Annotated in this window: 18 protein-coding genes and 2 pseudogenes; 12 read left to right on the forward strand and 8 right to left on the reverse strand. The window is 48.9% G+C overall.

Features of this window, described 5'->3' with window-relative positions:
- Positions 1–62 precede the first annotated feature (62 nt).
- Entirely contained in the window at positions 63–728 is a 666-nt protein-coding gene (msrA, locus tag AYY16_RS10495; protein ID WP_067365992.1) for a peptide-methionine (S)-S-oxide reductase MsrA, read from the reverse strand.
- A 135-nt stretch (positions 729–863) separates the two neighbouring features.
- On the opposite strand from msrA, the pseudogene tamA reads away from it, so the two are divergent.
- The 3 genes and pseudogenes from tamA (at position 864) to AYY16_RS10510 (ending at position 6746) form a co-directional block, all read left to right on the forward strand.
- A pseudogene (gene tamA, locus AYY16_RS10500) lies at positions 864–2607 on the forward strand (autotransporter assembly complex protein TamA).
- The gene (gene tamB, locus AYY16_RS10505) at positions 2607–6380 is read left to right on the forward strand and encodes an autotransporter assembly complex protein TamB (protein WP_067365994.1); all 3774 of its coding nucleotides are present in this window, start codon (positions 2607–2609) and stop codon (positions 6378–6380) included. Before tamA ends, tamB begins: the two are co-directional and overlap by 1 nt.
- 3 nt (positions 6381–6383) lie before the next feature.
- Positions 6384–6746, forward strand: coding sequence for a gamma-glutamylcyclotransferase family protein (locus tag AYY16_RS10510; protein ID WP_067365997.1), 363 nt, complete (start codon positions 6384–6386; stop codon positions 6744–6746).
- A gap of 65 nt (positions 6747–6811) precedes the next feature.
- On the opposite strand, the gene ppa is transcribed toward AYY16_RS10510, so the two are convergent.
- Entirely contained in the window at positions 6812–7342 is a 531-nt protein-coding gene (gene ppa, locus AYY16_RS10515) for an inorganic diphosphatase (protein ID WP_067366000.1), read from the reverse strand.
- A gap of 87 nt (positions 7343–7429) precedes the next feature.
- On the reverse strand, positions 7430–8443 hold the full coding sequence (gene fbp / locus AYY16_RS10520) for a class 1 fructose-bisphosphatase (protein WP_067366004.1): 1014 nt from the start codon (positions 8441–8443) through the stop codon (positions 7430–7432).
- 166 nt (positions 8444–8609) lie between these two features.
- On the opposite strand from fbp, the pseudogene mpl reads away from it, so the two are divergent.
- Positions 8610–9963 (forward strand): annotated as a pseudogene (gene mpl, locus AYY16_RS10525) (UDP-N-acetylmuramate:L-alanyl-gamma-D-glutamyl-meso-diaminopimelate ligase).
- 199 nt (positions 9964–10162) lie between these two features.
- On the opposite strand, the gene argR reads toward mpl, so the two are convergent.
- Positions 10163–10633, reverse strand: coding sequence for a transcriptional regulator ArgR (gene argR, locus AYY16_RS10530; RefSeq protein ID WP_067367210.1), 471 nt, complete (start codon positions 10631–10633; stop codon positions 10163–10165).
- Between the two features lie 449 nt (positions 10634–11082).
- Between argR and mdh the strand changes: the two genes are divergently transcribed.
- On the forward strand, positions 11083–12021 hold the full coding sequence (gene mdh / locus AYY16_RS10535) for a malate dehydrogenase (RefSeq protein WP_067366007.1): 939 nt from the start codon (positions 11083–11085) through the stop codon (positions 12019–12021).
- Between the two features lie 94 nt (positions 12022–12115).
- On the opposite strand, the gene AYY16_RS10540 is transcribed toward mdh, so the two are convergent.
- The gene (locus tag AYY16_RS10540; protein WP_067366009.1) at positions 12116–12382 is read right to left on the reverse strand and encodes a helix-turn-helix domain-containing protein; all 267 of its coding nucleotides are present in this window, start codon (positions 12380–12382) and stop codon (positions 12116–12118) included.
- 583 nt (positions 12383–12965) lie between these two features.
- Here AYY16_RS10540 and AYY16_RS10545 point away from each other — a divergent pair.
- Positions 12966–13358: a DNA-binding protein gene (locus tag AYY16_RS10545; RefSeq protein WP_067366011.1), complete on the forward strand. Its 393-nt coding sequence runs from the start codon at positions 12966–12968 to the stop codon at positions 13356–13358.
- A gap of 38 nt (positions 13359–13396) precedes the next feature.
- On the opposite strand, the gene ispB is transcribed toward AYY16_RS10545, so the two are convergent.
- Positions 13397–14368, reverse strand: a complete 972-nt coding sequence (gene ispB / locus AYY16_RS10550; RefSeq protein WP_067366014.1) for an octaprenyl diphosphate synthase — start codon at positions 14366–14368, stop codon at positions 13397–13399.
- A 260-nt stretch (positions 14369–14628) separates the two neighbouring features.
- On the opposite strand from ispB, the gene rplU reads away from it, so the two are divergent.
- The 3 genes from rplU (at position 14629) to cgtA (ending at position 16524) form a co-directional block, all read left to right on the forward strand.
- On the forward strand, positions 14629–14937 hold the full coding sequence (gene rplU / locus AYY16_RS10555; protein WP_067366017.1) for a 50S ribosomal protein L21: 309 nt from the start codon (positions 14629–14631) through the stop codon (positions 14935–14937).
- 19 nt (positions 14938–14956) lie between these two features.
- Positions 14957–15217: a 50S ribosomal protein L27 gene (gene rpmA, locus AYY16_RS10560; RefSeq protein ID WP_067366019.1), complete on the forward strand. Its 261-nt coding sequence runs from the start codon at positions 14957–14959 to the stop codon at positions 15215–15217.
- Positions 15218–15345: 128 nt separating this feature from the next.
- Positions 15346–16524, forward strand: a complete 1179-nt coding sequence (gene cgtA, locus AYY16_RS10565) for an Obg family GTPase CgtA (protein ID WP_067366022.1) — start codon at positions 15346–15348, stop codon at positions 16522–16524.
- A gap of 592 nt (positions 16525–17116) precedes the next feature.
- Here the strand turns inward: cgtA and dacB are convergent.
- Positions 17117–18559 carry a serine-type D-Ala-D-Ala carboxypeptidase gene (gene dacB / locus AYY16_RS10570; RefSeq protein WP_067366024.1) on the reverse strand — a complete coding sequence of 481 codons (1443 nt, stop codon included), beginning with the start codon at positions 18557–18559 and terminating at the stop codon, positions 17117–17119.
- 297 nt (positions 18560–18856) lie between these two features.
- Between dacB and greA the strand changes: the two genes are divergently transcribed.
- A complete protein-coding gene (greA, locus tag AYY16_RS10575; protein WP_067366026.1) occupies positions 18857–19333 on the forward strand; it encodes a transcription elongation factor GreA in 477 nt (158 codons plus the stop codon).
- Positions 19334–19528: 195 nt separating this feature from the next.
- Here the strand turns inward: greA and yhbY are convergent, their stop codons facing one another.
- Positions 19529–19822, reverse strand: a complete 294-nt coding sequence (yhbY, locus tag AYY16_RS10580) for a ribosome assembly RNA-binding protein YhbY (RefSeq protein ID WP_067366029.1) — start codon at positions 19820–19822, stop codon at positions 19529–19531.
- A 167-nt stretch (positions 19823–19989) separates the two neighbouring features.
- Between yhbY and rlmE the strand changes: the two genes are divergently transcribed.
- Together rlmE and ftsH are read left to right on the forward strand one after the other, a co-directional pair.
- Complete coding sequence (gene rlmE, locus AYY16_RS10585; RefSeq protein WP_067366031.1) at positions 19990–20613, forward strand: 23S rRNA (uridine(2552)-2'-O)-methyltransferase RlmE; 624 nt, start codon at positions 19990–19992, stop codon at positions 20611–20613.
- A 48-nt stretch (positions 20614–20661) separates the two neighbouring features.
- Positions 20662–22605 carry an ATP-dependent zinc metalloprotease FtsH gene (gene ftsH, locus AYY16_RS10590; protein ID WP_067366034.1) on the forward strand — a complete coding sequence of 648 codons (1944 nt, stop codon included), beginning with the start codon at positions 20662–20664 and terminating at the stop codon, positions 22603–22605.
- Positions 22606–22752: the final 147 nt, after the last annotated feature.

Raw genomic sequence — 22752 nt, forward strand, 5'->3', positions numbered from 1 at the left:
CACAGAGGATTGATATTTTCTGTGCGTGGATGTGCAGTATAGCACCGGATCAGGAAAAACGGTTAGTTTCTCAGCGAAGGCGGCATGCAAACGCCGATCCCGCCCAATCCGCAATAACCTTCCGGGTTTTTATCCAGATATTGCTGATGATAATCCTCTGCCACATAAAACGGACCGGCGGGGCGGATTGCTGTGGTGACCGGGCGGTGATCGCCGCTCTCCGACATCGCCTGCTGATATTGCTCCCGCGAGGCGATTGCCTGCACGCGCTGACTGTCTGATTGTGTGAAAACAGCCGAGCGGTACTGAGATCCGATATCGCCACCCTGTTTCATGCCCTGCGCCGGATCGTGGTTCTCCCAGAACAACCGCAGTAAATCGACATAGCTTATGACTGACGGGTCATAGACAACACGCACCGCTTCGGTGTGTCCGGTGTTGCCGGTACATACAGCGTCATAGCCCGGATTCTGAGTGACTCCGCCGGTATAACCTGCGGTGGTACTGTAAATTCCCGGTTGCTGCCAGAACAGACGCTCCACACCCCAGAAGCATCCCATCGCAAAATAAGCGATATCAAAGCCTTCCGGAATATGGTTCACATCATTCCCGGTGACGGTATGACGGGGACTGATGGTCAGCGCAACAGTACTGCCGGGAAGTGCGTTTTCAGCAGAAACAGGTGAAATAATTGTATCCTGAGGGTAATTAATTATCGTTTTTATCATGTGCGGTGGCTCCTGTTTTAAGAATAATCGGTGTATTATCAATAGAATTCAGGTTATTTATCTTATGTATCTATAGTAAACTTCAAATAATTTTCATATTGTTTTCAATCAAATCTAAGACATTCAGGAGTTGATGTGATCCGATACCCTCTTATTTGTGTTGTGGCCGTGTCTCTCACATCCCCTCTGGCATATAGTGCAAATCTTCGGTTAAAAGTGGAAGGGCTGAACGGCCAACTTGAAAAAAAATGCAAGAGTCCAGCTTTCGACAATCTCAACGGATGAAGTAGTGGCTGATGGCCGTTTCCGCTCCCGTGTGGAAAAAGCCATTAAAGAAGGTCTGCGCCCGCTTGGCTATTATGAACCCACAGTTACCTTTGAATATCAGGATAATCAGCCACCTGCACGCCCGGTATTACTTGCCCGCGTCACGCCGGGTGAACCCGTCAAAATTGCCGGGGTGACCGTCGATATTGAAGGTGCGGCAAAGGACGATACTGCTTTCAGTCAGTTTGTGACTAAAAATAAACCTGAAATCGGCACTGTCGTCAATCATGGTGAGTATGAAAGTTTCAAGGGCGGATTATCCGGGCTTGCGTTAAAGCGGGGTTATTTTGATGCGGAGATGGAAAAAAGCCAGCTCGGTATCGCACTGTCCCAACATGCGGCATATTGGGATTTTGTATTCAACAGCGGCAAACGATACCGTTTTGGTAAAGTGAATTATGAAGGTTCACAAATCCGTGACACCTATCTGGAAGGGTTGGTGCCCTTTAAAGAGGGTGATTATTATACCTCAGAACAGTTAGCTGATTTTAACCGCCTGCTGGCACAAACCGGCTGGTTCCAGTCTGCGATTGTGACGCCAAATATCGCGCAGGCACGGACAGATAACAGTGATTATCTGACAATGGACGCCTCTTTTACCCCGCGTGCACAAAATTTTGTGGAGCTGGGTGGTGGTTTCGCGACTGACGTGGGACCGCGCGTACAGGCAAAATGGAATAAGCCGTGGGTTAACTCCCGCGGGCACAGCCTGACTTCCAGCATCAGTTTGTCAGCGCCTGAACAGATTATCGACACCTCCTACCGTATTCCGCTGAAAGTAAATCCTATTGAGCAATATTATTCTGTTTCCGGTGGCTACAAACGCACTGATCTGAATGATACCAAAGCGGATACCGCAACGGTCGGTGTGTCACGTAACTGGGATTTATCGAGCGGCTGGCAGTACGGTATCAATATGCGCTGGAGCCTCAGCCACTTTACACAGGCAGATATCACCAACACCACCATGCTGCTCTATCCCGGCGTCAATGTCAGCCGTGTCCGCTCCAGGGGCGGAATGATGCCGTCCTGGGGAGACAGTCAGCGCTATTCTGTTGATGTATCCAATGAAATGTGGGGTTCGGATGTGGATTTTGCTGTATTCCGCGCCCGTAATGTCTGGGTCAGAACGCCGTGGGAAGGTCATCGTTTCGTGATGCGCGGGACACTTGGCTGGATAGAAACGAATAATTTTGACCGGGTTCCGCCTGACCTGCGATTTTTCGCAGGGGGTGACGGCAGTATCCGTGGCTATCGCTACAACAAAATCTCGCCGGAAGATGCTGACGGTAAACTGACCGGTGGCTCGAAATCCGCAGTTGGCTCCCTGGAGTATCAGTACAACGTGACCGGTGACTGGTGGGGCGCGGTATTTGTGGACAGCGGCGAAGTGGTGAATGACATCAAACGGAGTAATTTTAAAACCGGTGCGGGTGTCGGGGTGCGCTGGGCATCACCGGTCGGACCGGTGAAGTTTGATCTGGCGGCACCTGTCGGTGACGATCAGACAAAAAATATTGAGTTTTACATCGGATTGGGAGCAGAACTCTGATGAAATGGCTGAAGTATCTTAAATGGCCGGCAATCGTTCTGCTGGTGCTTATCCTGATGATTGGCGGCACGCTGGGCTGGGTACTTGGCACTCAGTCCGGGCTGCATTTTGCCCTGAATCTGGCACCGCGTTTTGTGTCCGGTCTGACACTCGGGCAGGTGGAAGGGGATTTGCGTAACCTGACCCTGAAGCAGGTGAAATACACCATGCCGGGCATTGATGTCAGCGTGGATAAAGTCAATCTCGCACTGCGCCTTAACTGCCTGAAAAATATGACACTGTGTGTTGAAAATCTCAGTACAGACGGCACCCGCGTCTCTGTTGATACAACAAAACTGCCGCCGTCAGAAGAAACGCCGCCGTCTGAACCACTGACGGAACTGAATGCGCCACTGACTATTTTTCTTGATTCGCTTTCTGTCACCAATACGCAGGTGACAGTCGATGATATGGCGATCAATCTGGACTCATTTCGTACGGCGATGACCTGGGAGGGCGACCAGCTCACACTCAAACCGACTGTGATTAAGGCGCTCTCTGTTGTGCTGCCGGAATCTGACCCTGCGGCTGTTGCGGAAAAACCGGAACCGGTAACTGACGAGCCGGAAAAACCCCTGAGTGAAACCATTAATGCTATTTTTGCCAAACCTCTGCTGGCAGAACTGCCGGACGTTATTCTTCCGCTGAATATTTCGGTTGAAGGTATTTCCGGAGATAACTGGCAGGTGAGTGGTGATACACCGGTAACGATACATTCTCTGCATCTGGCACTGTTTAACAAAGGGCAGACACTGACACTGAGTGATTTCTCAGCAGACGCACCGCAGGGAAATATCAGTATCAGCGGGGAAGCCACTCTCAGTGATAACTGGCCGGTGGCGCTCTCAGTTAAAGGTGCGGTTCGCGATTTTGATGAATTCAGCGGGCAGAGTATTGATCTGAACCTCAAGGGCGGGCTGCTGGATGAACTGACACTGGCACTGGCACTGAAAGGGCCGGTTAATGCGACCCTGGATGCACAAACGAATCTGACACAAGCGGATTTACCGGTATTGCTGACACTGGAGAGTCAGAAAGTCAGCTGGCCGCTGACCGGTGAGGCGGATTATCAGCTCAATGGTGTGAAATTACGCCTTAACGGTAAAGTCAGCGGATATGATCTCTCCCTGCGCTCAGACATCAAAGGTAAGGATATCCCACCCGCACTGCTGACGCTGGATGCCAAAGGCAATACAGAACAGCTTAATCTCACCCGGCTGCGCCTGAATGCTTTACAGGGCTTTGCTGAGGTCACCGGTGTGGCGGACTGGCAAAAAGCCATCAGCTGGCAGGCGGTGCTGACACTGTCCGGTCTGAATACCGCAAAAGCCTACCCTGAATGGCCGGCGAAAGTGGATGGTAAAATTACCACGCGCGGCAGTCTGTACGGCGGTAACTGGGAATTGTCTGTTCCGGATATCACGCTCGACGGAAAAGTGAAAAATTATCCGCTGAAAGCGCGCGGAAATGTAAAAGGTAACGCCGGCGGGCAGTGGACTATCCCGGAGCTGAAACTGGCGCTGGGTAATAATAAGCTGGATATCAATGGGCAACTGGCTGACAACTGGAAGCTGGATGCGGATATTAATGCCCCGGCGCTGGGTGGTCTGGTTCCGGGTCTTGCCGGGACCATTAAAGGTAAGCTGAATGTTCGCGGCAATATGGAAAAACCGCAGATCCTGGCTGATCTCTCAATCCACAGTCTGAAGTGGCAGAATGATTTATCTGTCGCTAATGCCACGATCAAAGGGGATGTTACTTCAGCCGAACAGATCAAAGGTCAGTTGGATGTCACCGTCACTCAGCTCAGGCAGGCGGATCTGGTGATAAGCAATCTGACCCTGAATGCAAAAGGGACAGAAGCACAGCACGCGCTGAAACTGACAATGAAGGGAGATCCGGTATCGGCACAACTGATGCTCAACGGCGGGTTTGATCGTAAAACACAAATCTGGAAAGGCTCTCTGAATAATACCCGTTTTGAAACGCCGGTGGGTGAATGGCAGCTCAGCAAAGCAATGGCGCTGACGTATCTGAATGAAAAACAGGAAGTCACAGTCGGAACCCACTGCTGGGTGAACCCGGATGCGCGTATCTGTGTGCCGAAACCGATTACTGCCGGTGCATCCGGTAATGCCTCGGTTGCGCTGGAGCGGTTTGATTTATCGATGATAAAACCGTTCCTGGACCAGGGCACAAAACTGAGCGGCGTATTCAGCGGAAATGCGAATGTCCGCTGGTTTGCTGATGGTTCGCAGCCGGTGATGGATGTCTCCCTGAAAGGGAGTGGCGTGAAGGTGGTGCAGAGCCTGGAAGGCACCAATCTGCCGGTTGCGTTTGATACCCTTACACTGACGGCAGCAATGAAGAGCGGCAAACTGAATCTTCAGTGGCTGATTGCTATCGCCGGAAACGGAAAAATAAACGGCAATGTACAAATTTCTGATTTGGAAAAGCGTCGTCAGCTGAGCGGAAATGTCGGAATCGACAATATCTCGCTGGATCTGATTAAACCGCTGTTGGGTAAAGGCGATAAAGCCACCGGGCGGCTGAATGCGAATCTGCGCCTCGGCGGTAATGCTGCCGGACCTTTGCTGTTTGGTCAGCTCGGATTGTCCGATCTTGCTGTCAGCGGGAAGTTGCTGCCGTTTGATATTACACAGGGCGGCCTGACGGTTAATTTTGACGGCGCGCGTTCTGATCTGAACGGACAAATTAAAACCCCGGAAGGGTATCTGAACCTCAGTGGTAATGCAGACTGGCGCAAGATGGATGCGTGGTACGCTAAAATCAGTGCGCAGGGTGATAAGCTGCGGGTTTCATTGCCGCCGATGATACGGATTGATGTCAGTCCTGATCTGGTTTTTGAAGCGACACCGTCAGTGCTGAAGCTGGACGGAACCGTCAATATTCCGTGGGCGCGGATAACGGTACATGACGTGCCGGAGTCAGCGGTTGCCTCAACATCTGATGAAGTGATGCTGGACAATAATCTGCAACCGATTCATGAAAAACCGGTCAGTATTCCGATTCAGAGCAACCTGAAAATCCATATTGGTCCGGATGTGGCACTTGATGCATTTGGTCTTAGTGCGATGCTGACAGGGAACCTGAGGGTCGCGCAGGACAAACAGGGTCTGGGGCTGAACGGACAGGTTGATATTCCGCGCGGGCGTTTCAAAGCGTACGGGCAGGATCTGCTGGTGCGCAAAGGACAGATTCTGTTCTCCGGTCCGGCTGACCAGCCGTTCCTGAATATGGAGGCCATCCGTAATCCGGATAACACCGCTAATGGTGTTATTGCCGGTGTCCGGGTGACCGGGCTTGCGGATCGTCCGAAAGTGGAAATATTTTCTGACCCTGCAATGTCACAGGAAGAGGCCCTTTCTTATCTGTTACGGGGTGAGGGGCTTAATACCGGTGATGCTGACAGTTCTCAGATGACATCCATGTTAATCAGCCTTGGGGTAGCACAAAGCGGGCAGTTAGTCGGAAAAATTGGTGAAACATTCGGCATTTCAGACCTGGCTCTGGACACCCAGGGCGTGGGTGATAAGTCCCAGGTTGTGGTCAGCGGCAAGATAACGAATGACTTGCAGGTAAAATATGGTGTCGGTATATTTGACTCTTTAGCGACCTTGACGTTACGCTATAGGTTAATGCCCAGGTTATATCTGGAAGCGGTGTCTGGCGTAAGCCAGGCGATCGATCTGCTTTATCAGTTTGAGTTCTAATATATGCGAGTGATCGTTTATGGCAGTTTGCGGCAAAAACAGGGAAACCATCACTGGATGACCTATGCCGCCCTGCTGGGTGAGTATACGCTTGAAGGTTATGATCTGTATGATCTGGGGCACTATCCTGCGGTTGTACCGGGAACCGGTAAAATCGAATGTGAAGTGTACCGGATCTCTTCGTCGATCCTGACAGAGCTGGATGAATTGAAAAAAGATGGTCAGGATTACCGGCGCGAGCTGGTTTCAACGCCTTATGGCAGCGCCTGGATTTACCTGTATCAGCGTTCTGTGGACGATTTGGTGCGGATAAACTGCGGTGACTGGCTCAGGCGTCACGGGGAACCGGGACCGGAAAGCGAATAACATACCTGCAAAAATAAAAAACCGCTGTGAAAACAGCGGTTTTTTTTATCAAAACGGGATGCGGATTATTTTTTCGCAGCGCGTTCGAAAGAAGCAATGATTTCTGCTTTTGCTGACGCGGCATCTTCCCAGCCGTCAACTTTAACCCATTTGCCTTTTTCCAGATCTTTGTAGTGCTCGAAAAAGTGAGTAATTTGCGCTTTCAGCAGTTCAGACAGATCGCCCACATCTTTGATGTGATCGTATTCTTTGCTCAGTTTGGTGTGCGGAACCGCAACCAGTTTGGCATCTTCACCGGATTCGTCAGTCATTTTCAGAACACCGACCGGACGGCAGCGGATCACAGAACCCGGCTGTAACGGATACGGAGTCGGAACCAGGACGTCTACCGGGTCGCCATCCAGTGATAACGTATGGTTGATATAACCATAGTTGCACGGATAGAACATCGCCGTTGACATGAAACGGTCAACAAACAGCGCACCGGATTCTTTATCCACTTCGTATTTAATCGGATCTGCGTTTGCAGGGATTTCGATAACAACATAGATATCTTCCGGCAGATCTTTACCTGCAGGAACATTATTCAGGCTCATGAGCGGTTTCCTTTAAGTCTTCAAACCAAATAGCGTGGCAGACATTATAACGAAAAAAAGGCGGTGGTATACCGCCTTTTCCTCCGCTTACTTCCCGTGTTCGTCCGGGAATTCAGCCATAAAGCTTTCTGCTTTCTCTACCATCGATTTTGTACCGACAAAGTACGGCGAACGCTGGTGGAGTTTTTCAGGAATGATATCAAGGATACGGTTTTTACCGTCACTCGCTTTACCGCCCGCCTGTTCTGCGAGGAAAGACATCGGGTTGCACTCATACAACAGGCGCAGTTTGCCGGTCGGATGGCTTGCTGTGCTCGGGTAGATGTAGATCCCGCCTTTGAGCAGGTTGCGGTGGAAGTCTGCAACCAGTGAGCCGATATAACGGGTGGTATAAGGGCGGTTTGTTGCCTCATCTTCATCCTGGCAGTATTTAATGTACTTTTTCACACCCTGCGGGAAGCGGATATAGTTCCCTTCATTGATGGAGTACATATTGCCTTTTTCCGGGAATTGCACGTCTGCCTGACACAGACAGAATACGCCTAATGACGGATCATACGTAAAGGCGTGAACCCCGTTGCCGGTGGTGTAAACCAGCATAGTGGAAGACCCGTATACCACATAACCGGCTGCGACCTGGCGGTTGCCCGGTTGCAGGAAGTCAGCTTCTGTTACCGGCTGACCCAGAGGCGTGATACGGTGATAGATAGAGAAAATGGTTCCGACAGACACATTTACGTCAATGTTGGATGAACCATCGAGCGGATCCATCAGAACAACATATTTGGCATTCTCGGCACGTCCGCCTTCAAAAATGACGATGTCATCTTCTTCTTCGGAAGCAATACCGGCAACTTCACCACGGGCTTTTAGTGCCGCTTTCAGTTTCTCGTTAGCGTAGAGATCCAGTTTCATCTGGACTTCACCCTGCACATTAGAGATACCATTGGTACCAAGGATATCAACCAGCCCGGCTTTGTTGATATCACGATGAATAATTTTAGCACCTAACTTAATCGCAGAGAGGAGAGCAGTCAGTTCTCCGGTTGCGTGAGAAAAGTCCTGCTGTTTTTCGACGATAAATTCGCCTAATGTTTTCATGACGTGCGTCCTGAAGTGGGTGAAATAAAAGTATTACGAAAGCGGTTGCCCGGCAACGCGCGTGCAAGTTTAGCCAAAGAAAATCATAATTGATAGGCTAATCCGTTTCAGTTCTTTTGATAGATGGTTAGAATAGTGACCAACGTCATGCTATTGGATAAAAATAATGCATATTCATATTCTCGGTATCTGCGGCACCTTCATGGGCAGCCTCGCAATTCTTGCCCGCTCGCAGGGACATAAAGTGACCGGCGCTGATCAAAATGTCTACCCGCCGATGAGTGACCTGCTGACGGAGCAGGGGATTGAGCTTATCCAGGGCTATGACCCGGTGCAGCTTGAACCCCGCCCGGATATTGTGGTGATCGGCAACGCCATGAAGCGCGGAAACCCGTGTGTGGAAGCTGTGCTGAACCTGGGTATCCCATATACCTCAGGACCGCAGTGGCTGCATGACCATGTATTACCGGAGCGCTGGGTGCTCGCCGTGGCGGGAACGCACGGCAAAACCACTACTGCCGGTATGCTGGCGTGGATTCTGGAAGACTGCGGCTATCAGCCGGGTTTTCTGATCGGCGGCGTTCCGGGTAATTTTGATGTCTCTGCCACACTGGGTAACAGTCCGTTCTTTGTGATTGAGGCGGATGAATATGACTGTGCTTTTTTTTGATAAGCGCTCGAAATTTGTGCATTACAGCCCGCGCACACTGCTGCTCAATAATCTTGAGTTTGACCACGCAGATATTTTTGAAAATCTCGCCGCGATTGAAAAGCAATTTCATCATCTGGTGCGTGTTGTTCCCGGAGACGGAAAGATTATTGCTCCGGCAAATGATTCGAATCTGAAACAGATGCTCGCTATGGGGTGCTGGAGTGAAGAAGAATATACCGGTGAAAATGCCCGCTGGCAGGCGGAGAAAGTAACGAATGACTGCGGTGAGTTTGATGTACGCTATGACGGTGACATTAAAGGTCGTGTGAACTGGGGGCTGGTCGGTGAGCATAACATGCAGAATGCGCTGATGGCCGTTGCGGGAGCACATCACGTCGGGGTTCCTGTGGAGGAAGCCTGCCGCGCACTGGGTAAATTTATCAATGCCCGCCGCCGTCTGGAGCTGCGTGGTGAAGTGAACGGCATCAGTGTTTACGATGACTTCGCTCATCACCCGACAGCCATACTCGCCACGCTACAGGCATTGCGCAGTAAGGTCGGTGGCACAGCCCGGATCCTGGTGGTGCTTGAGCCGCGTTCAAATACCATGAAAATGGGGATCAGCAAAGACGATATCGCCCCGGCACTGGGACGTGCAGATGAAGTGTTTATTCTCCAGCCGGCAAATATTCCGTGGCTGGTGAGTGAAATTACTGAGCACTGTGTTCAGCCGGCGTACTGGAGTGGTGACCTGGATGCGCTGACCGCGATGGTGGCAGAGCATGCCCAGCCGGGCGATCACATCCTGGTGATGAGTAACGGCAGCTTTGGCGGTATTCACGATAAGCTGCTGGAAAAACTGAAGTAATCTGACATTAATTATACCCAACGTCATTCAGGATGCGGGAAGGCGGCAAGCTCCGCCCGCCGGGGAGCATACATTAGTATGTGACTCGGCGGGCTGAGTGCAGCCAACGAACCTGCAGTTTGAATGAATAAGGGTATACAAAAAAAAACCGCGCGGTAGCATAGCTCACCGCGCGGTTTTTTTATGCCGGAAGCCGGTATTACAACTCTTGCTCGAACAGTGCCAGAATGGCCTCACAAAGCTGTTCTGTTGTGAAACCCTGTGCCGGTGTTGAGAAAATGGTGTCATCACCGGCAATACTGCCGAGGATACCCTCAGATTTCCCGATGGAATCCAGCAGGCGGGCAATCAGCTGTGCAGCTCCCGGACTGGTGCGGATCACCACGACAGAGTCGTTATAATCAATATCCAGCACCAGATTTTTTAACGGGCTGGTGGCAGTCGGAACGCCCAGCTCCGCAGGCAGACAGTAAACCATTTCCATTTTCGCATTACGGGTACGGACGGCGCCGAACTTCGTCAGCATTCTGGAAATCTTGGATTGATTTATATTTTCAAAGCCCTCTTCCTGCAGGGCAGTGACAATCTCCCCCTGAGAACTGAATTTTTCTTCTTTCAACAGCGCTTTAAACGCTTTGATTAAATCTTCTTGTTTAGAAGGTGCGCGCATAGTCATTCCTGAAAAATTAGCAACAAACGCTATTATTATGCGTATAAATGCATTTTTATGCAAATCAAACCCGTATGCCTGAATATATAAAATGGTATCAATGATCAAAATTGGTGAGTGGCTCACGTAATGAGTTTTACTTTTCCGCCCGGCTGGTTTATCCCCATAGGTAAAAATAATGTTAATCAAATGATGTTGTTAACAGCCGCTCATTGATATATTAATGAGTGTGACCGTAAGTGCGTTTAAAGTAAAATAATTGTCAGAATAGTGCCCCTTATCTCATTAACAGATAAGCGATTTGTTTAGAATAATGTCACTATAGACAAACAGATTTAAATGCGTGAATATGCAATCAGTCTGTTAAAATATTGTATTTTCAGCCCTCATGCGCTGATTCGTGCCAGGCACTGAATCGGTGCTCACAGTCCCAAGTCAAGGAGTATCAGATGAAAGTTGCAGTTCTCGGAGCAGCAGGTGGTATTGGTCAGGCCCTCGCCCTTCTTCTTAAAACCCAACTTCCTTCAGGCTCAGATCTTGCCTTATATGATATTGCGCCGGTCACTCCCGGAGTGGCGAAAGATCTCAGCCACATCCCGACAGATGTCCGTATCACCGGGTTCGCCGGTGAAGACCCGACTCCGGCATTAGAAGGCGCGGATATTGTTCTGATTTCTGCCGGTGTTGCCCGTAAACCGGGAATGGATCGCTCTGATCTGTTCAATATCAATGCCGGAATCGTCCGTAACCTGGTAGAAAAGGTAGCCAAAACCTGCCCGAAAGCATTGATTGGTATTATTACTAATCCGGTGAATACCACAGTCGCGATTGCAGCAGAAGTACTGAAAAAAGCCGGTGTGTATGACAAAAACCGCCTGTTTGGTGTCACTACGCTGGATATTATCCGTTCCAACACGTTTGTGGCTGAACTGAAAGGGAAAAAACCACAGGAGCTGGAAGTGCCGGTCATTGGCGGACACTCCGGTGTTACTATTCTGCCACTGCTGTCGCAAATCCCGGGTGTCAGCTTCAGTGATGCTGAGATTGACAGTCTGACCAGGCGCATTCAGAACGCCGGTACAGAAGTGGTGGAAGCTAAAGCGGGTGGCGGGTCTGCAACACTTTCTATGGGTCAGGCAGCGACACGTTTCGGCTTATCTCTGGTGCGCGCCATGCAGGGTGAAAGCAATGTGGTGGAGTGCACCTATACTGAAGGTGACGGCAAATATGCCCGTTTCTTCGCTCAACCTGTGGTATTAGGGAAAAACGGGGTTGAAAAGCGTTTGGATATCGGTTCACTCAGTGCGTACGAGGAAAAAGCCCTGAATGGTATGCTCGATGTTCTGAAAGCGGATATTGCGCTCGGTGAGAAATTTATTAACAGCTAAATTAGCCGAATAGTTGTATTTGTTTTTTTTGAATCGTAAATAAAACCGCTAATAATGATTAGCGGTTTTATTGTTTTATAACTATATATAAAAATTAATTAGTTATCTTCTCTCTTATTTTCCTATCTAATAATTCACCTGTGATAGAATTAAAATAACGGCTGGGCCATATCTCTGACGGATGGACTGTAAGAAAGTTTGCAATGATCCATTCTCCTTTTGGCCACGGGCGCGAAAGGGCATTTGCAAGCGTTGAGGAGCTGAGTCCGGCTCCCCGTGACAGCGCAGCCAGGGTTGTCCCCCGTTTTTTCAGCGATGCGATAATATCGGCAGGGTGCCAGTCGGATTTACCGGAATCCATATATTGAGTCCTTTTTATTTTAGATTAATGTCGTGTTAGTGGTATAAATAACGGGTCGCTATCACATTAAAGGTGAACCAAATTCGTTATTAAGAAAATAAAATACCATTATTTTTCTAAATATTTTCTTAAATTTTTTCTTAAAAATATCTTTTTTGAACTCTGTTACAGAATTAAGAAACAGAATGAAAATGTGTAGGCAGCACAAAGGAAATGAACGCGGTAAGAGTATTTACTTACTTAACATAAGGAGCTTGTTGATGAAACGAAAGAGATTTTTACCTGTTGTCAGGCATGATGCGTCAGAGATGACACCGGATCGGGTATCATTTTCTGATCTATTTTCATTACACGAATGATTTACAGTGTTTAGGTTGAAAAATGCCGACTATTCATAAAAAGGTGATATTTTATCCTTACGTTTGTCAAATGATGTCGAATAATTTGGTATTTATCCAGAAACTGTTAAAAAATTAAGTGTAACTAACGCATTTGTCATTTTTGGGAAAGTACTTGGCGAGCTGACTACGTTTTAGCACTTAGAGAGCCAGTTTTTTGCTGAAAATGGGTTGCAGGAGAAAAGATGAAAAAAGAATGGTATTCCGCGAAGGAATTGGTTGGTTTGGCGGGCTTGCCATCATCTCCTCAAGGTGTCAACCTGATGGCGAGACGGGAAGGCTGGCATCAGCGGCGTAAACGCGGTGTGCAGGGTAAAGCGGTTGAATACAGCGTGGATAGCCTGCCGGATGAAGTCCAGGCTATTTTGCATGCATGCGATAACAGCGCAAGTTACCAGGCGAAGCGGCAGGATGCGTTTCTGATATGGGTGGAAGCCTATTATCAGCTGACCCGCGAGGAGCGGGAGAAGATTGTGACATTTATCCTGCGGGAAGGGCTGGCTCAGTTGATCCAGCATCTCGATGCACATGAGCTTCATCTTCCGGGGAACCGGGAGCAGGACGAAAAGCCGGAATAGTAAAACGGGATCCTCAAAAGGATCCCGTTTGCTTATGGTCAGGCGGAGCGGCGTACTGCGATATGTGCAAGGCCTGCCAGTGCGGCTTTATAAGGTGAATCCGGCAATAAGGATAACGCGGCAATAGCTTTGTCCGCTTCCTCTTCAGCCCGGTTATAGGTATATGTCAGGGAGCCGCAGCGTTTCATCGTGGTGAGAACCGCCTCCAGCAGATGACGCCCGTTACCCTGTTCAATGGCCTGACGGATAAGTGCGGACTCTTCCGGTGTGCCGTTATGCATGGCATGAAGCAGCGGAAGTGTGGGTTTACCTTCATCCAGGTCATCACCGGTATTTTTACCGAGTGTCGTATTATCTGCATCATAATCCAGCACATCATCAATCAGCTGAAATGCGGTACCGAGATAACGGCCGTAATTCTGAAGGGCAATTTCCTGTTCCGGTGTGGCACCGGCCAGGATCGCGGCAGATTGTGAAGCGGCTTCAAACAAACGGGCCGTTTTACTGTAGATAACCTGCATGTAGTCCGCTTCGCTTATCTCCGGATTATTACAGTTCATCAGTTGCAGTACTTCACCTTCCGCGATCACGTTCGTGGCTTCTGCCATCAGCTTCAGGACGCGCATGGAATCAAGATCCGTCATCATCTGAAACGATCGCGTGTAGATAAAATCACCGACCAGCACACTTGCGGCGTTGCCGAACACTTCATTTGCAGTCTGTTTACCACGGCGCATATCTGATTCGTCCACCACATCATCATGCAGCAGTGTTGCAGTATGGATAAACTCGATCAATGCGGCGACCTGAATATGTTTGTCACCTGTGTATCCCAGAGCCCTGCCGGTCAGCACAGCGATCATCGGGCGGATCCTTTTCCCTCCTCCGCTGATAATGTAATAACCCAGCTGGTTAATAAGTGATACATCTGAGGTTAACTGTTTTTGAATCTTTTGATTGACTGCGGTCATATCATCAGCAGTCAGCGCGATTATTTGTTCTGAGTTCATGATACTGGCTTTAACCTTGTTTTTGACATCCCGATCAAAGGTAATGGTTTATGATAGCAGTGTTTTTTGCCCTTCATGATTGTACTGTAAAAAAGTTTCAAATAAACGGCTATCTGCAAAGTGACGTTTTTTTTACTATTAGATCGGTTTCAGCTCTTGTCATTAGCAGCGTTTTTGCGTAAAATCCGCGCCCTATGTGAATAATTTTATAGTGCACTCTCAGAATCAAATTTATGGGGTGTGCGGAAAGCGGAGTTTATATGTACGCGGTTTTCCAAAGTGGTGGTAAACAACACCGGGTCAGCGAAGGTCAAATCGTTCGCTTGGAAAAGCTGGACATCGCAACAGGTGAAACTGTTGAGTTTGACCAGGTTCTGATGATTGCAAATGGTGAAGACATCAAGATCGGCGCTCCAGTCGTTGAAGGTGTTACAATCAAAGCTGAAGTGGTTACACACGGTCGTGGCGATAAAATTAAAATCGTTAAATTCCGTCGTCGTAAACACAGCCGGAAACAGCAGGGCCACCGTCAGTGGTTCACTGATGTTAAAATCACCGGTATCGCTTAAGAATTAGGAGAGCAGATCAATGGCACACAAAAAGGCTGGCGGCTCGACTCGAAACGGTCGCGATTCCGAAGCAAAACGTCTGGGTGTAAAACGTTTCGGTGGTGAAGCTATCTTAGCAGGCAGCATCATCGTTCGTCAGCGTGGTACTAAGTTCCACGCCGGCACAAACGTAGGTTGCGGTCGCGACCACACTCTGTTCGCATTAGCTGACGGAAAAGTAAAATTCGAAGTTAAAGGCCCGAAAAACCGTAAATATATCAGCATCGAAGCTGCTGAATAAGTTTTTCACGTCTTAACCGAGTCCGAAGCCCTGCAAACCTTTTTGCAGGGCTTTTTATATGCGTAAAACGTCATCCCTGGGCATACGGACCCGATAGTCCGGACACGGCAACGTTACGGAGAAAAATAATGAAATTTGTAGATGAAGCGAAGATCCTGGTCGTGGCAGGAGATGGCGGTAATGGTTGCGTCAGCTTCCGCCGCGAAAAATATATTCCGCGAGGCGGGCCTGATGGCGGAGATGGCGGTGATGGTGGTGATGTTTACCTCGAAGCCGATGAAAATCTCAATACCCTGATTGATTACCGTTTCGAAAATTCGTTCCGCGCAGAACGGGGACAAAACGGACAAAGCCGTGACTGTACCGGCAGGCACAGCAGTGATATCTTTATTCATGTGCCTGTAGGTACCCGTATCCGCGACACGGCGACCAATGAGGTATTGGGCGACATGTTGCTGCACGGACAGCGCCTGATGGTTGCTAAAGGCGGATATCACGGTCTGGGCAATGCCCGCTTTAAATCCTCCGTCAACCGGGCACCACGTCAGCGTACCATGGGAACGCCGGGTGAAGCCCGCGAACTGATGATGGAACTGATGTTGCTGGCTGATGTGGGCATGCTGGGTATGCCGAATGCCGGTAAATCCACGTTTATCCGCTCTGTCTCTGCGGCGAAGCCAAAAGTAGCGGATTATCCGTTTACTACCCTGGTACCAAGCCTGGGTGTGGTACGGATGGATAACTTACAGAGTTTTGTGGTTGCTGATATTCCCGGGCTGATTGAAGGCGCATCCGACGGCGCAGGCCTCGGTATCCGCTTCCTGAAGCATCTGGAGCGCTGCCGCGTCCTTCTGCACCTCATTGATATTTTCCCGGTTGATGAAAGTGATCCGGTTGAAAATGCGAAAATCATTGTGGGTGAGCTGGAGAAATACAGCGAAAAACTGGCTGAAAAGCCACGTTGGTTAGTCTTCAACAAAATTGATCTTGTTGATCCGGAAGAAGCTAAAGCGCGCGCTCAGGCGATCGCCGATGCGCTGGGCTGGGAAGATAAGTTCTATATGATCTCTGCGGTGAATCACGAGGGCGTGAAAGCACTGTGCTGGGATCTGATGGAATTCCTGAATACGCATGCGCGTGAAGCTGCTGAAGCCGCCGTTGTTGTTGATGATGCAAAAGTCGATTTCATGTGGGATGATTACCACAAGGAACAGCTTGAGCAGGCAGACGATCTGACTGATGACCTGGACGATGATGACTGGGATGAAGATGATGAAGAAGGTATCGAATTCATCTACCAGAAATAATGTCCTGAGTAATAAGAAGCCCGGTGCTGATGCCCCGGGTTTTTTTATGCCCGGATAAAGCAGGTATGAACGTATTTTTATTTATAATAATCAGAAAAATAAGAGCATACCAATTTCTTAAAAGGCGGGTTTTTGGCATGCAACTATACCCGGATAAAACCGGTATAAGTCGTTTATTGAAAAGACTATCTACCGATATTTTATGCATAAAGTCACGTCATTATGGATAATGATTATCCCTGATAGTTAATTATTCAGAGATTAATATATTTTCATATATTAATTTTTATATGTTTATTTTGTATTAAATGATTAGCTTATTTTCATCATACAATTAAAGTGTATTTCCCATGCCATTAAAATATATGATTAATATCATTACTGTTATCAGCTGCCCTGATTCTATTGATAAATATATTATGGTAGTGGTTTGTCAATAAATTGTATTTATAAATCAGTTACGTATAACGACCTGCTCTTTTTAATCTTCCGTTTGTTGTTTGCAGAGTGAAATTACAGAGTTATAAATTACTATAAAATAGTATTAAGTCTCCCTGATAATGCAGGGAGACTTGTTATAGGCAGGCTACGATTAATAGTTACGATAGAGATCTTTATACAAATGACCTTCAAACCGGACCAGCGGTACACGACGGCTGCGCTGCTGAGCAGGCGGAACGGCATAAGCCGAGATAAATTGCACGAATGCAATACGCTGTCCGCTGGCGGTAGTCAGGAACCCTGCCAGATTATAAACGCCCTGTAAGGAGCCTGTTTTGGCAGAAAGCTTGCCGTTTACCCCCGCTTCTGTCAGACCGCCCCGGTATTGCAGCGTTCCGTCATAACCTGACAGCGGAAGCATTTTAATAAATTGCAGCTGATCATCATGTTTGGCTATGAATTGCAGCGCATCCATCATTGTTGCCGGTGTTATCAGGTTATGGCGTGATAATCCGGAGCCATCAACCATCACCGTATTGCCCATGTCGATCCCTGCTTTCTCTTTCAGGATATGGCGTACAGCCTCCTGACCTGAGCGCCAGGTGCCCGGCACACCATAATAACTGCGACCGATTGTCCGGAAAACTTCATCGGCAATCATATTATCGGATTTTTTCAGCATTTTTGTCAGCAGGTCATGCAGTGGTACGGATTGTGCCTGTGCCAGCACGGTGCCGGGTTGATCCGGATGTGTCTGACGGCGGACATTGCCGCTCAGTGTGATCCCCGCCTGTATCAGCTCGTTTTTCACTATCGCGCCGGCATAACTTGCGCCGTTTTGCACACCAAAGGCCAGCGGCAGAGGTTCACTGCGCTGATTCATACAGCCGGTGACGGTATAGCGGTTCAGTTCGCCCGGCACGACATCCAGCTCGCAAAAGCGGGCCTCAGCAGAACCGCGCTCCAGAGTTTTCACTTCACTGAACATGGTGACAGGATAGTAACTTGCCGTGCGGATAGTCGCGATATCACCGGGATTTGCGCCGGGATAGAGAGTGACTGAAAAGCAGTTGCGGTCAATAATTGCTGCACCCGGCGGGGCGCTGAAGCATTGTGTCAGGTCATTCCACACCCAGCCCGGTGCTTTGTCATGGCTGGCGTACGCAGAGATATCAATCACCAGATCGCCCTGAATAGTCTGTACACCCGCTTTACGCAGCTCATTGACCATATTGCGGATCTGCTGGCGGGTCAGCGTCGGGTCCCCGGTAAAACGGGTGATTAAATCCCCTTGTAATATATTACCGTTCAGCTGTCCTTTGGTTTCCAGGGTCGTGATAAAACGGAAATCCGACCCAAGTTGCAGGAGGGCGGCAAGCGCAGTGACCACTTTCTGGGTGCTGGCAGGCATTGCCATTTGCTGACCCTGATACTCGACAATAGGTTGTGAATCCCCCACGCGCTGCGCGATCAGAGCCAGGTTTGTACCTGCCGGCAGATATTGGGTATATTGTTCAACCGGGGTGGCGGGCGCGTTACCGGTAAGTAATACAGACAATCCCATCGCATAAGCGGTCCGGGTAAAAAAGTTCATTGAGCGACCTATCCATCACAATCCGGGTTGAGAAGCCGTTATACTAAAGCCCCGGGCTGGTAAAAGTAAACGATGACCGACACTGCACACCGGGATAGAATGCCGGGTAAGGATTTCAGTACAGCCCGCGCGGATAACGCGTTACAGTGCTGATGATGTCCGCATAATGATGACAGTATCAGCGCAAATTTACACGGTTTTACTTAATAGTAGTGTGCCACACATGGCGCATACGGTACTGTTATCGTTTAATCAGGATGATATGAATATTACTTAGGAATGATTCAGAGGTAGAGAATGAAACAAGTCCCTATGACGGTACGCGGCGCAGACCAACTGCGTGAAGAATTAGAATTTCTGAAAAATGAGCGCCGTCCGAAAATTATCGCCGATATCGCGGAAGCCCGTGCGCACGGTGATCTGAAAGAAAACGCAGAATACCACGCTGCCCGTGAACAACAGGGTTTTTGTGAAGGCCGCATTCAGGAGATTGAAGCTAAACTCTCCAACGTGCAGGTGATCGACATCACAAAAATCACTAATAATGGCCGCATTATTTTTGGTGCCACAGTCACTGTACTGAATGTCACCACGGATGAAGAACTGACTTATCGTATCGTGGGTGATGATGAAGCGGATATCAAATCGAATCTGCTCTCAGTCAACTCACCGATTGCCCGCGGGCTGATTGGTAAGGAAGTCGATGATGCTGTCGTTATTCAGACGCCGGGCGGTGAAGTTGAGTTTGAAGTTCTTAAGGTGGAATACCTGTAAGTCTTGTCGTTCAGCAGACCGGATGACGGTTGCCGGAACGATATTTCATAATACGGGTATCTCATGCGGAAAAGGCACTGAGGTGCTTTTTTACTGAACTTTACATTTCAGAAAACGTAAAAAGGAATGCCACCAACAAGATGATATATTCAGAAATCTTCTGTTGGTGGCATTTTTTTTATAAATATGCAATTATCATTTAGGTAGAATGATCTTCCGTGCTTCTGACGGACGATACAGTACCAGGATCTTACCGATAATTTGCACATTGTACGCACGGGTCTCGCGCACAATCGCATCAGCGATCAATGCTTTCATTTCGCGGTCTTCGCCCGCGATTTTAACTTTGATAAGCTCATGATGCGTAAGAGCGACTTCAGTTTCTGCGAGAACGCCTTCAGTCAGTCCGTTGTTGCCAATCATGACAACCGGGTTTAAATGATGCGCGAGCGCTTTCAGGTGCTGGACTTGCTTTTTAGTGAGGTTCATTGTTTTTTTTTACTTAATAACTATTGAAAACGGTGTATTCTACCGCCATATCATGCTTATCACCATCATTAGGTGAGAGGTATTATTCGTGGTAATCGCACTTTACGTATCGTTAAGCGAAAAAACTGAGTCAGAAATAACAGGTTAGTCGGAAATCACAATGGCCAATAAAAAAACGTTCAGCAAGCTCCAGTCGCTGGTTGCAGGAACACTTTAGTGATAAATATGTCCTGCAGGCGCAAAAAAAGGGGCTTCGCTCTCGTGCCTGGTTTAAGCTCGAAGAGATTCAGCAGGGCGACAATATTTTTAAACCGGGTATGACTATTGTGGATCTGGGTGCCGCACCGGGCGGTTGGTCACAATATGCTGTAAATCACATAGGTCAGTCCGGGCGGGTAATTGCCTGTGACCTGTTACCGATGGATCCTATCGTCGGTGTTGATTTCCTTCAGGGAGATTTTCGTGATGAAAACGTGCTCAATGCCTTACTGGGGCGCGTTGGTGACAAAAAAGTCCAGGTTGTTATGTCAGATATGGCACCAAATATGAGCGGAACACCAGCAGTTGATATTCCGCGCGCGATGTATCTGGTTGAGCTGGCGCTTGATATGTGCCGGTCTGCTCTGGCACCGGGGGGTAGTTTGATTATCAAAGTCTTTCAGGGAGATGGCTTTGATCAATACCTCCGGGATGTTCGTTCCCTGTTCACCAAAGTGAAAGTCCGTAAACCCGATGCTTCGCGGGCCCGATCGCGTGAAGTATACATTGTAGCGACAGGGTGGAAAGTGTAGTACCCTGTGCTTTATTTGTTAACACAGATGTAAAAAGAGGTTAATCCCTTGAGTGACATGGCGAAAAACCTAATTCTCTGGCTGGTCATCGCAGTTGTGCTGATGTCTTTGTTTCAGAGTTTTGGCCCAGGCGATTCAAACAGTCGTAAGGTGGACTACTCTACCTTTATCACTGAGTTAGCACAGGATCAGGTGCGCGAAGTTCGTATTTCCAATCGTGATCTTAACGTCTCTAAAAAAGACGGCTCCAAATACACCACATACTTGCCGATGCAGGATAACCAACTGCTGAACACCATGCTGAACAAAAACGTCAGCGTAGTGGGCGAACCACCTGAAGAACCGGGGATTCTGACCACTATCTTCATTTCGTGGTTCCCGATGCTGCTGTTAATTGGTGTCTGGATCTTCTTCATGCGCCAGATGCAGGGCGGTGGTGGAAAAGGTGCGATGTCCTTCGGTAAAAGCAAGGCGCGCATGCTGACAGAAGATCAGGTGAAAACCACTTTTGCAGATGTGGCCGGTTGTGATGAAGCCAAAGAGGAAGTGGGCGAGCTGGTGGAATACCTGCGCGAACCAAGCCGCTTCCAGAAGCTCGGTGGTAAAATCCCGACAGGGATCCTGATGGTGGGACCTCCGGGTACCGGTAAAACGCTGCTGGCAAAAGCTATTGCCGGCGAAGCGAAAGTACCGTTCTTTACTATTTCCGGCTCTGATTTCGTTGAAATGTTTGTGGGCGTGGGTGCATCCCGTGTCCGTGATATGTTTGAACAGGCGAAAAAAACGGCACCTTGTATCATCTTTATTGATGAGATTGATGCGGTCGGTCGTCAGCGCGGAGCAGGTCTGGGCGGGGGTCACGATGAACGTGAACAGACTCTGAACCAGATGCTGGTAGAGATGGATGGTTTCGAAGGTAACGAAGGTATTATCGTTATCGCGGCAACTAACCGTCCTGATGTGCTTGACCCTGCATTACTGCGTCCGGGCCGTTTCGACCGTCAGGTCGTGGTCGGTCTGCCGGATGTGCGCGGGCGTGAGCAGATCCTGAAAGTTCACATGCGTCGTGTTCCGTTATCGCCGGATGTTGAGCCGTCAGTACTGGCGCGTGGTACACCGGGCTTCTCAGGTGCGGATCTTGCCAACCTGGTGAACGAAGCGGCATTGTTTGCGGCACGCGGTAACAAGCGTGTGGTGACGATGAACGAATTCGAAAAAGCCAAAGATAAAATTATGATGGGTGCTGAACGTCGCTCCATGGTGATGACAGAAGCGCAAAAAGCGTCTACTGCCTACCATGAAGCCGGACACGCCATCATCGGTCGCCTGGTTCCGGAGCATGATCCTGTCCATAAAGTGACGATTATTCCGCGCGGACGTGCGCTGGGTGTGACATTCTTCCTGCCGGAAGGTGATCAGATCAGTGCCAGCCGTCAGAAACTCGAAAGTCAGATTTCGACTCTGTACGGTGGTCGTCTGGCTGAAGAAATCATCTACGGGCCGGAGCATGTGTCAACAGGCGCATCAAATGATATCAAAGTGGCAACTAACATTGCCCGCAGCATGGTGACACAGTGGGGCTTCTCAGAAAAACTGGGACCGTTACTGTATGCGGATGAAGAAGGTGAAGTGTTCTTAGGCCGCTCTATGTCGAAAGCACAGCACATGTCTGATGAAACCGCCCGGACCATCGATGAGGAAATCCGTGAGTTAGTCGAGCGCAACTATAAACGCGCCCGCCAGATTCTGATGGATAACTTAGATGTTCTGCACACCATGAAAGATGCATTAATGAAGTATGAAACCATTGATGCACCACAGATTGATGACCTGATGAACCGCGTAGAAGTGCGTGAGCCTGCCGGTTGGGAAGGTGATAAGCCGAAAGCGGATACCCGTCCGCCGGAAAGCAGCAACCAGGTACCGGTTCAGGAAAATACCGGTTCTGATGATGCGGATGTGCAATCGTCTGAAAACGATAAGCAGCCTTAATCATCACCATGGTTGTATCAACTGTATAAATATCTGTGACAGAAACCCGGCGGTAACACCAGCCGGGTTTTTTTATGTCTTTATCCCGCCGGGGTCAGGCATTACAATCTGTTTATGTATTGATTAAAAATAGTAAGAAGGCCGGAT

Source organism: Morganella psychrotolerans, assembly GCF_001676155.1.
Classification (GTDB): Bacteria; Pseudomonadota; Gammaproteobacteria; order Enterobacterales; family Enterobacteriaceae; genus Morganella; species Morganella psychrotolerans.

Coding starts and splice junctions, on each gene's coding strand:
- msrA (WP_067365992.1), bottom strand. CDS start 728: ATGATAAAAACGATAATTAATTACCCTCAGGATACAATTATTTCACCT.
- tamB (WP_067365994.1), top strand. CDS start 2,607: ATGAAATGGCTGAAGTATCTTAAATGGCCGGCAATCGTTCTGCTGGTG.
- AYY16_RS10510 (WP_067365997.1), top strand. CDS start 6,384: ATGCGAGTGATCGTTTATGGCAGTTTGCGGCAAAAACAGGGAAACCAT.
- ppa (WP_067366000.1), bottom strand. CDS start 7,342: ATGAGCCTGAATAATGTTCCTGCAGGTAAAGATCTGCCGGAAGATATC.
- fbp (WP_067366004.1), bottom strand. CDS start 8,443: ATGAAAACATTAGGCGAATTTATCGTCGAAAAACAGCAGGACTTTTCT.
- argR (WP_067367210.1), bottom strand. CDS start 10,633: ATGCGCGCACCTTCTAAACAAGAAGATTTAATCAAAGCGTTTAAAGCG.
- mdh (WP_067366007.1), top strand. CDS start 11,083: ATGAAAGTTGCAGTTCTCGGAGCAGCAGGTGGTATTGGTCAGGCCCTC.
- AYY16_RS10540 (WP_067366009.1), bottom strand. CDS start 12,382: ATGGATTCCGGTAAATCCGACTGGCACCCTGCCGATATTATCGCATCG.
- AYY16_RS10545 (WP_067366011.1), top strand. CDS start 12,966: ATGAAAAAAGAATGGTATTCCGCGAAGGAATTGGTTGGTTTGGCGGGC.
- ispB (WP_067366014.1), bottom strand. CDS start 14,368: ATGAACTCAGAACAAATAATCGCGCTGACTGCTGATGATATGACCGCA.
- rplU (WP_067366017.1), top strand. CDS start 14,629: ATGTACGCGGTTTTCCAAAGTGGTGGTAAACAACACCGGGTCAGCGAA.
- rpmA (WP_067366019.1), top strand. CDS start 14,957: ATGGCACACAAAAAGGCTGGCGGCTCGACTCGAAACGGTCGCGATTCC.
- cgtA (WP_067366022.1), top strand. CDS start 15,346: ATGAAATTTGTAGATGAAGCGAAGATCCTGGTCGTGGCAGGAGATGGC.
- dacB (WP_067366024.1), bottom strand. CDS start 18,559: ATGAACTTTTTTACCCGGACCGCTTATGCGATGGGATTGTCTGTATTA.
- greA (WP_067366026.1), top strand. CDS start 18,857: ATGAAACAAGTCCCTATGACGGTACGCGGCGCAGACCAACTGCGTGAA.
- yhbY (WP_067366029.1), bottom strand. CDS start 19,822: ATGAACCTCACTAAAAAGCAAGTCCAGCACCTGAAAGCGCTCGCGCAT.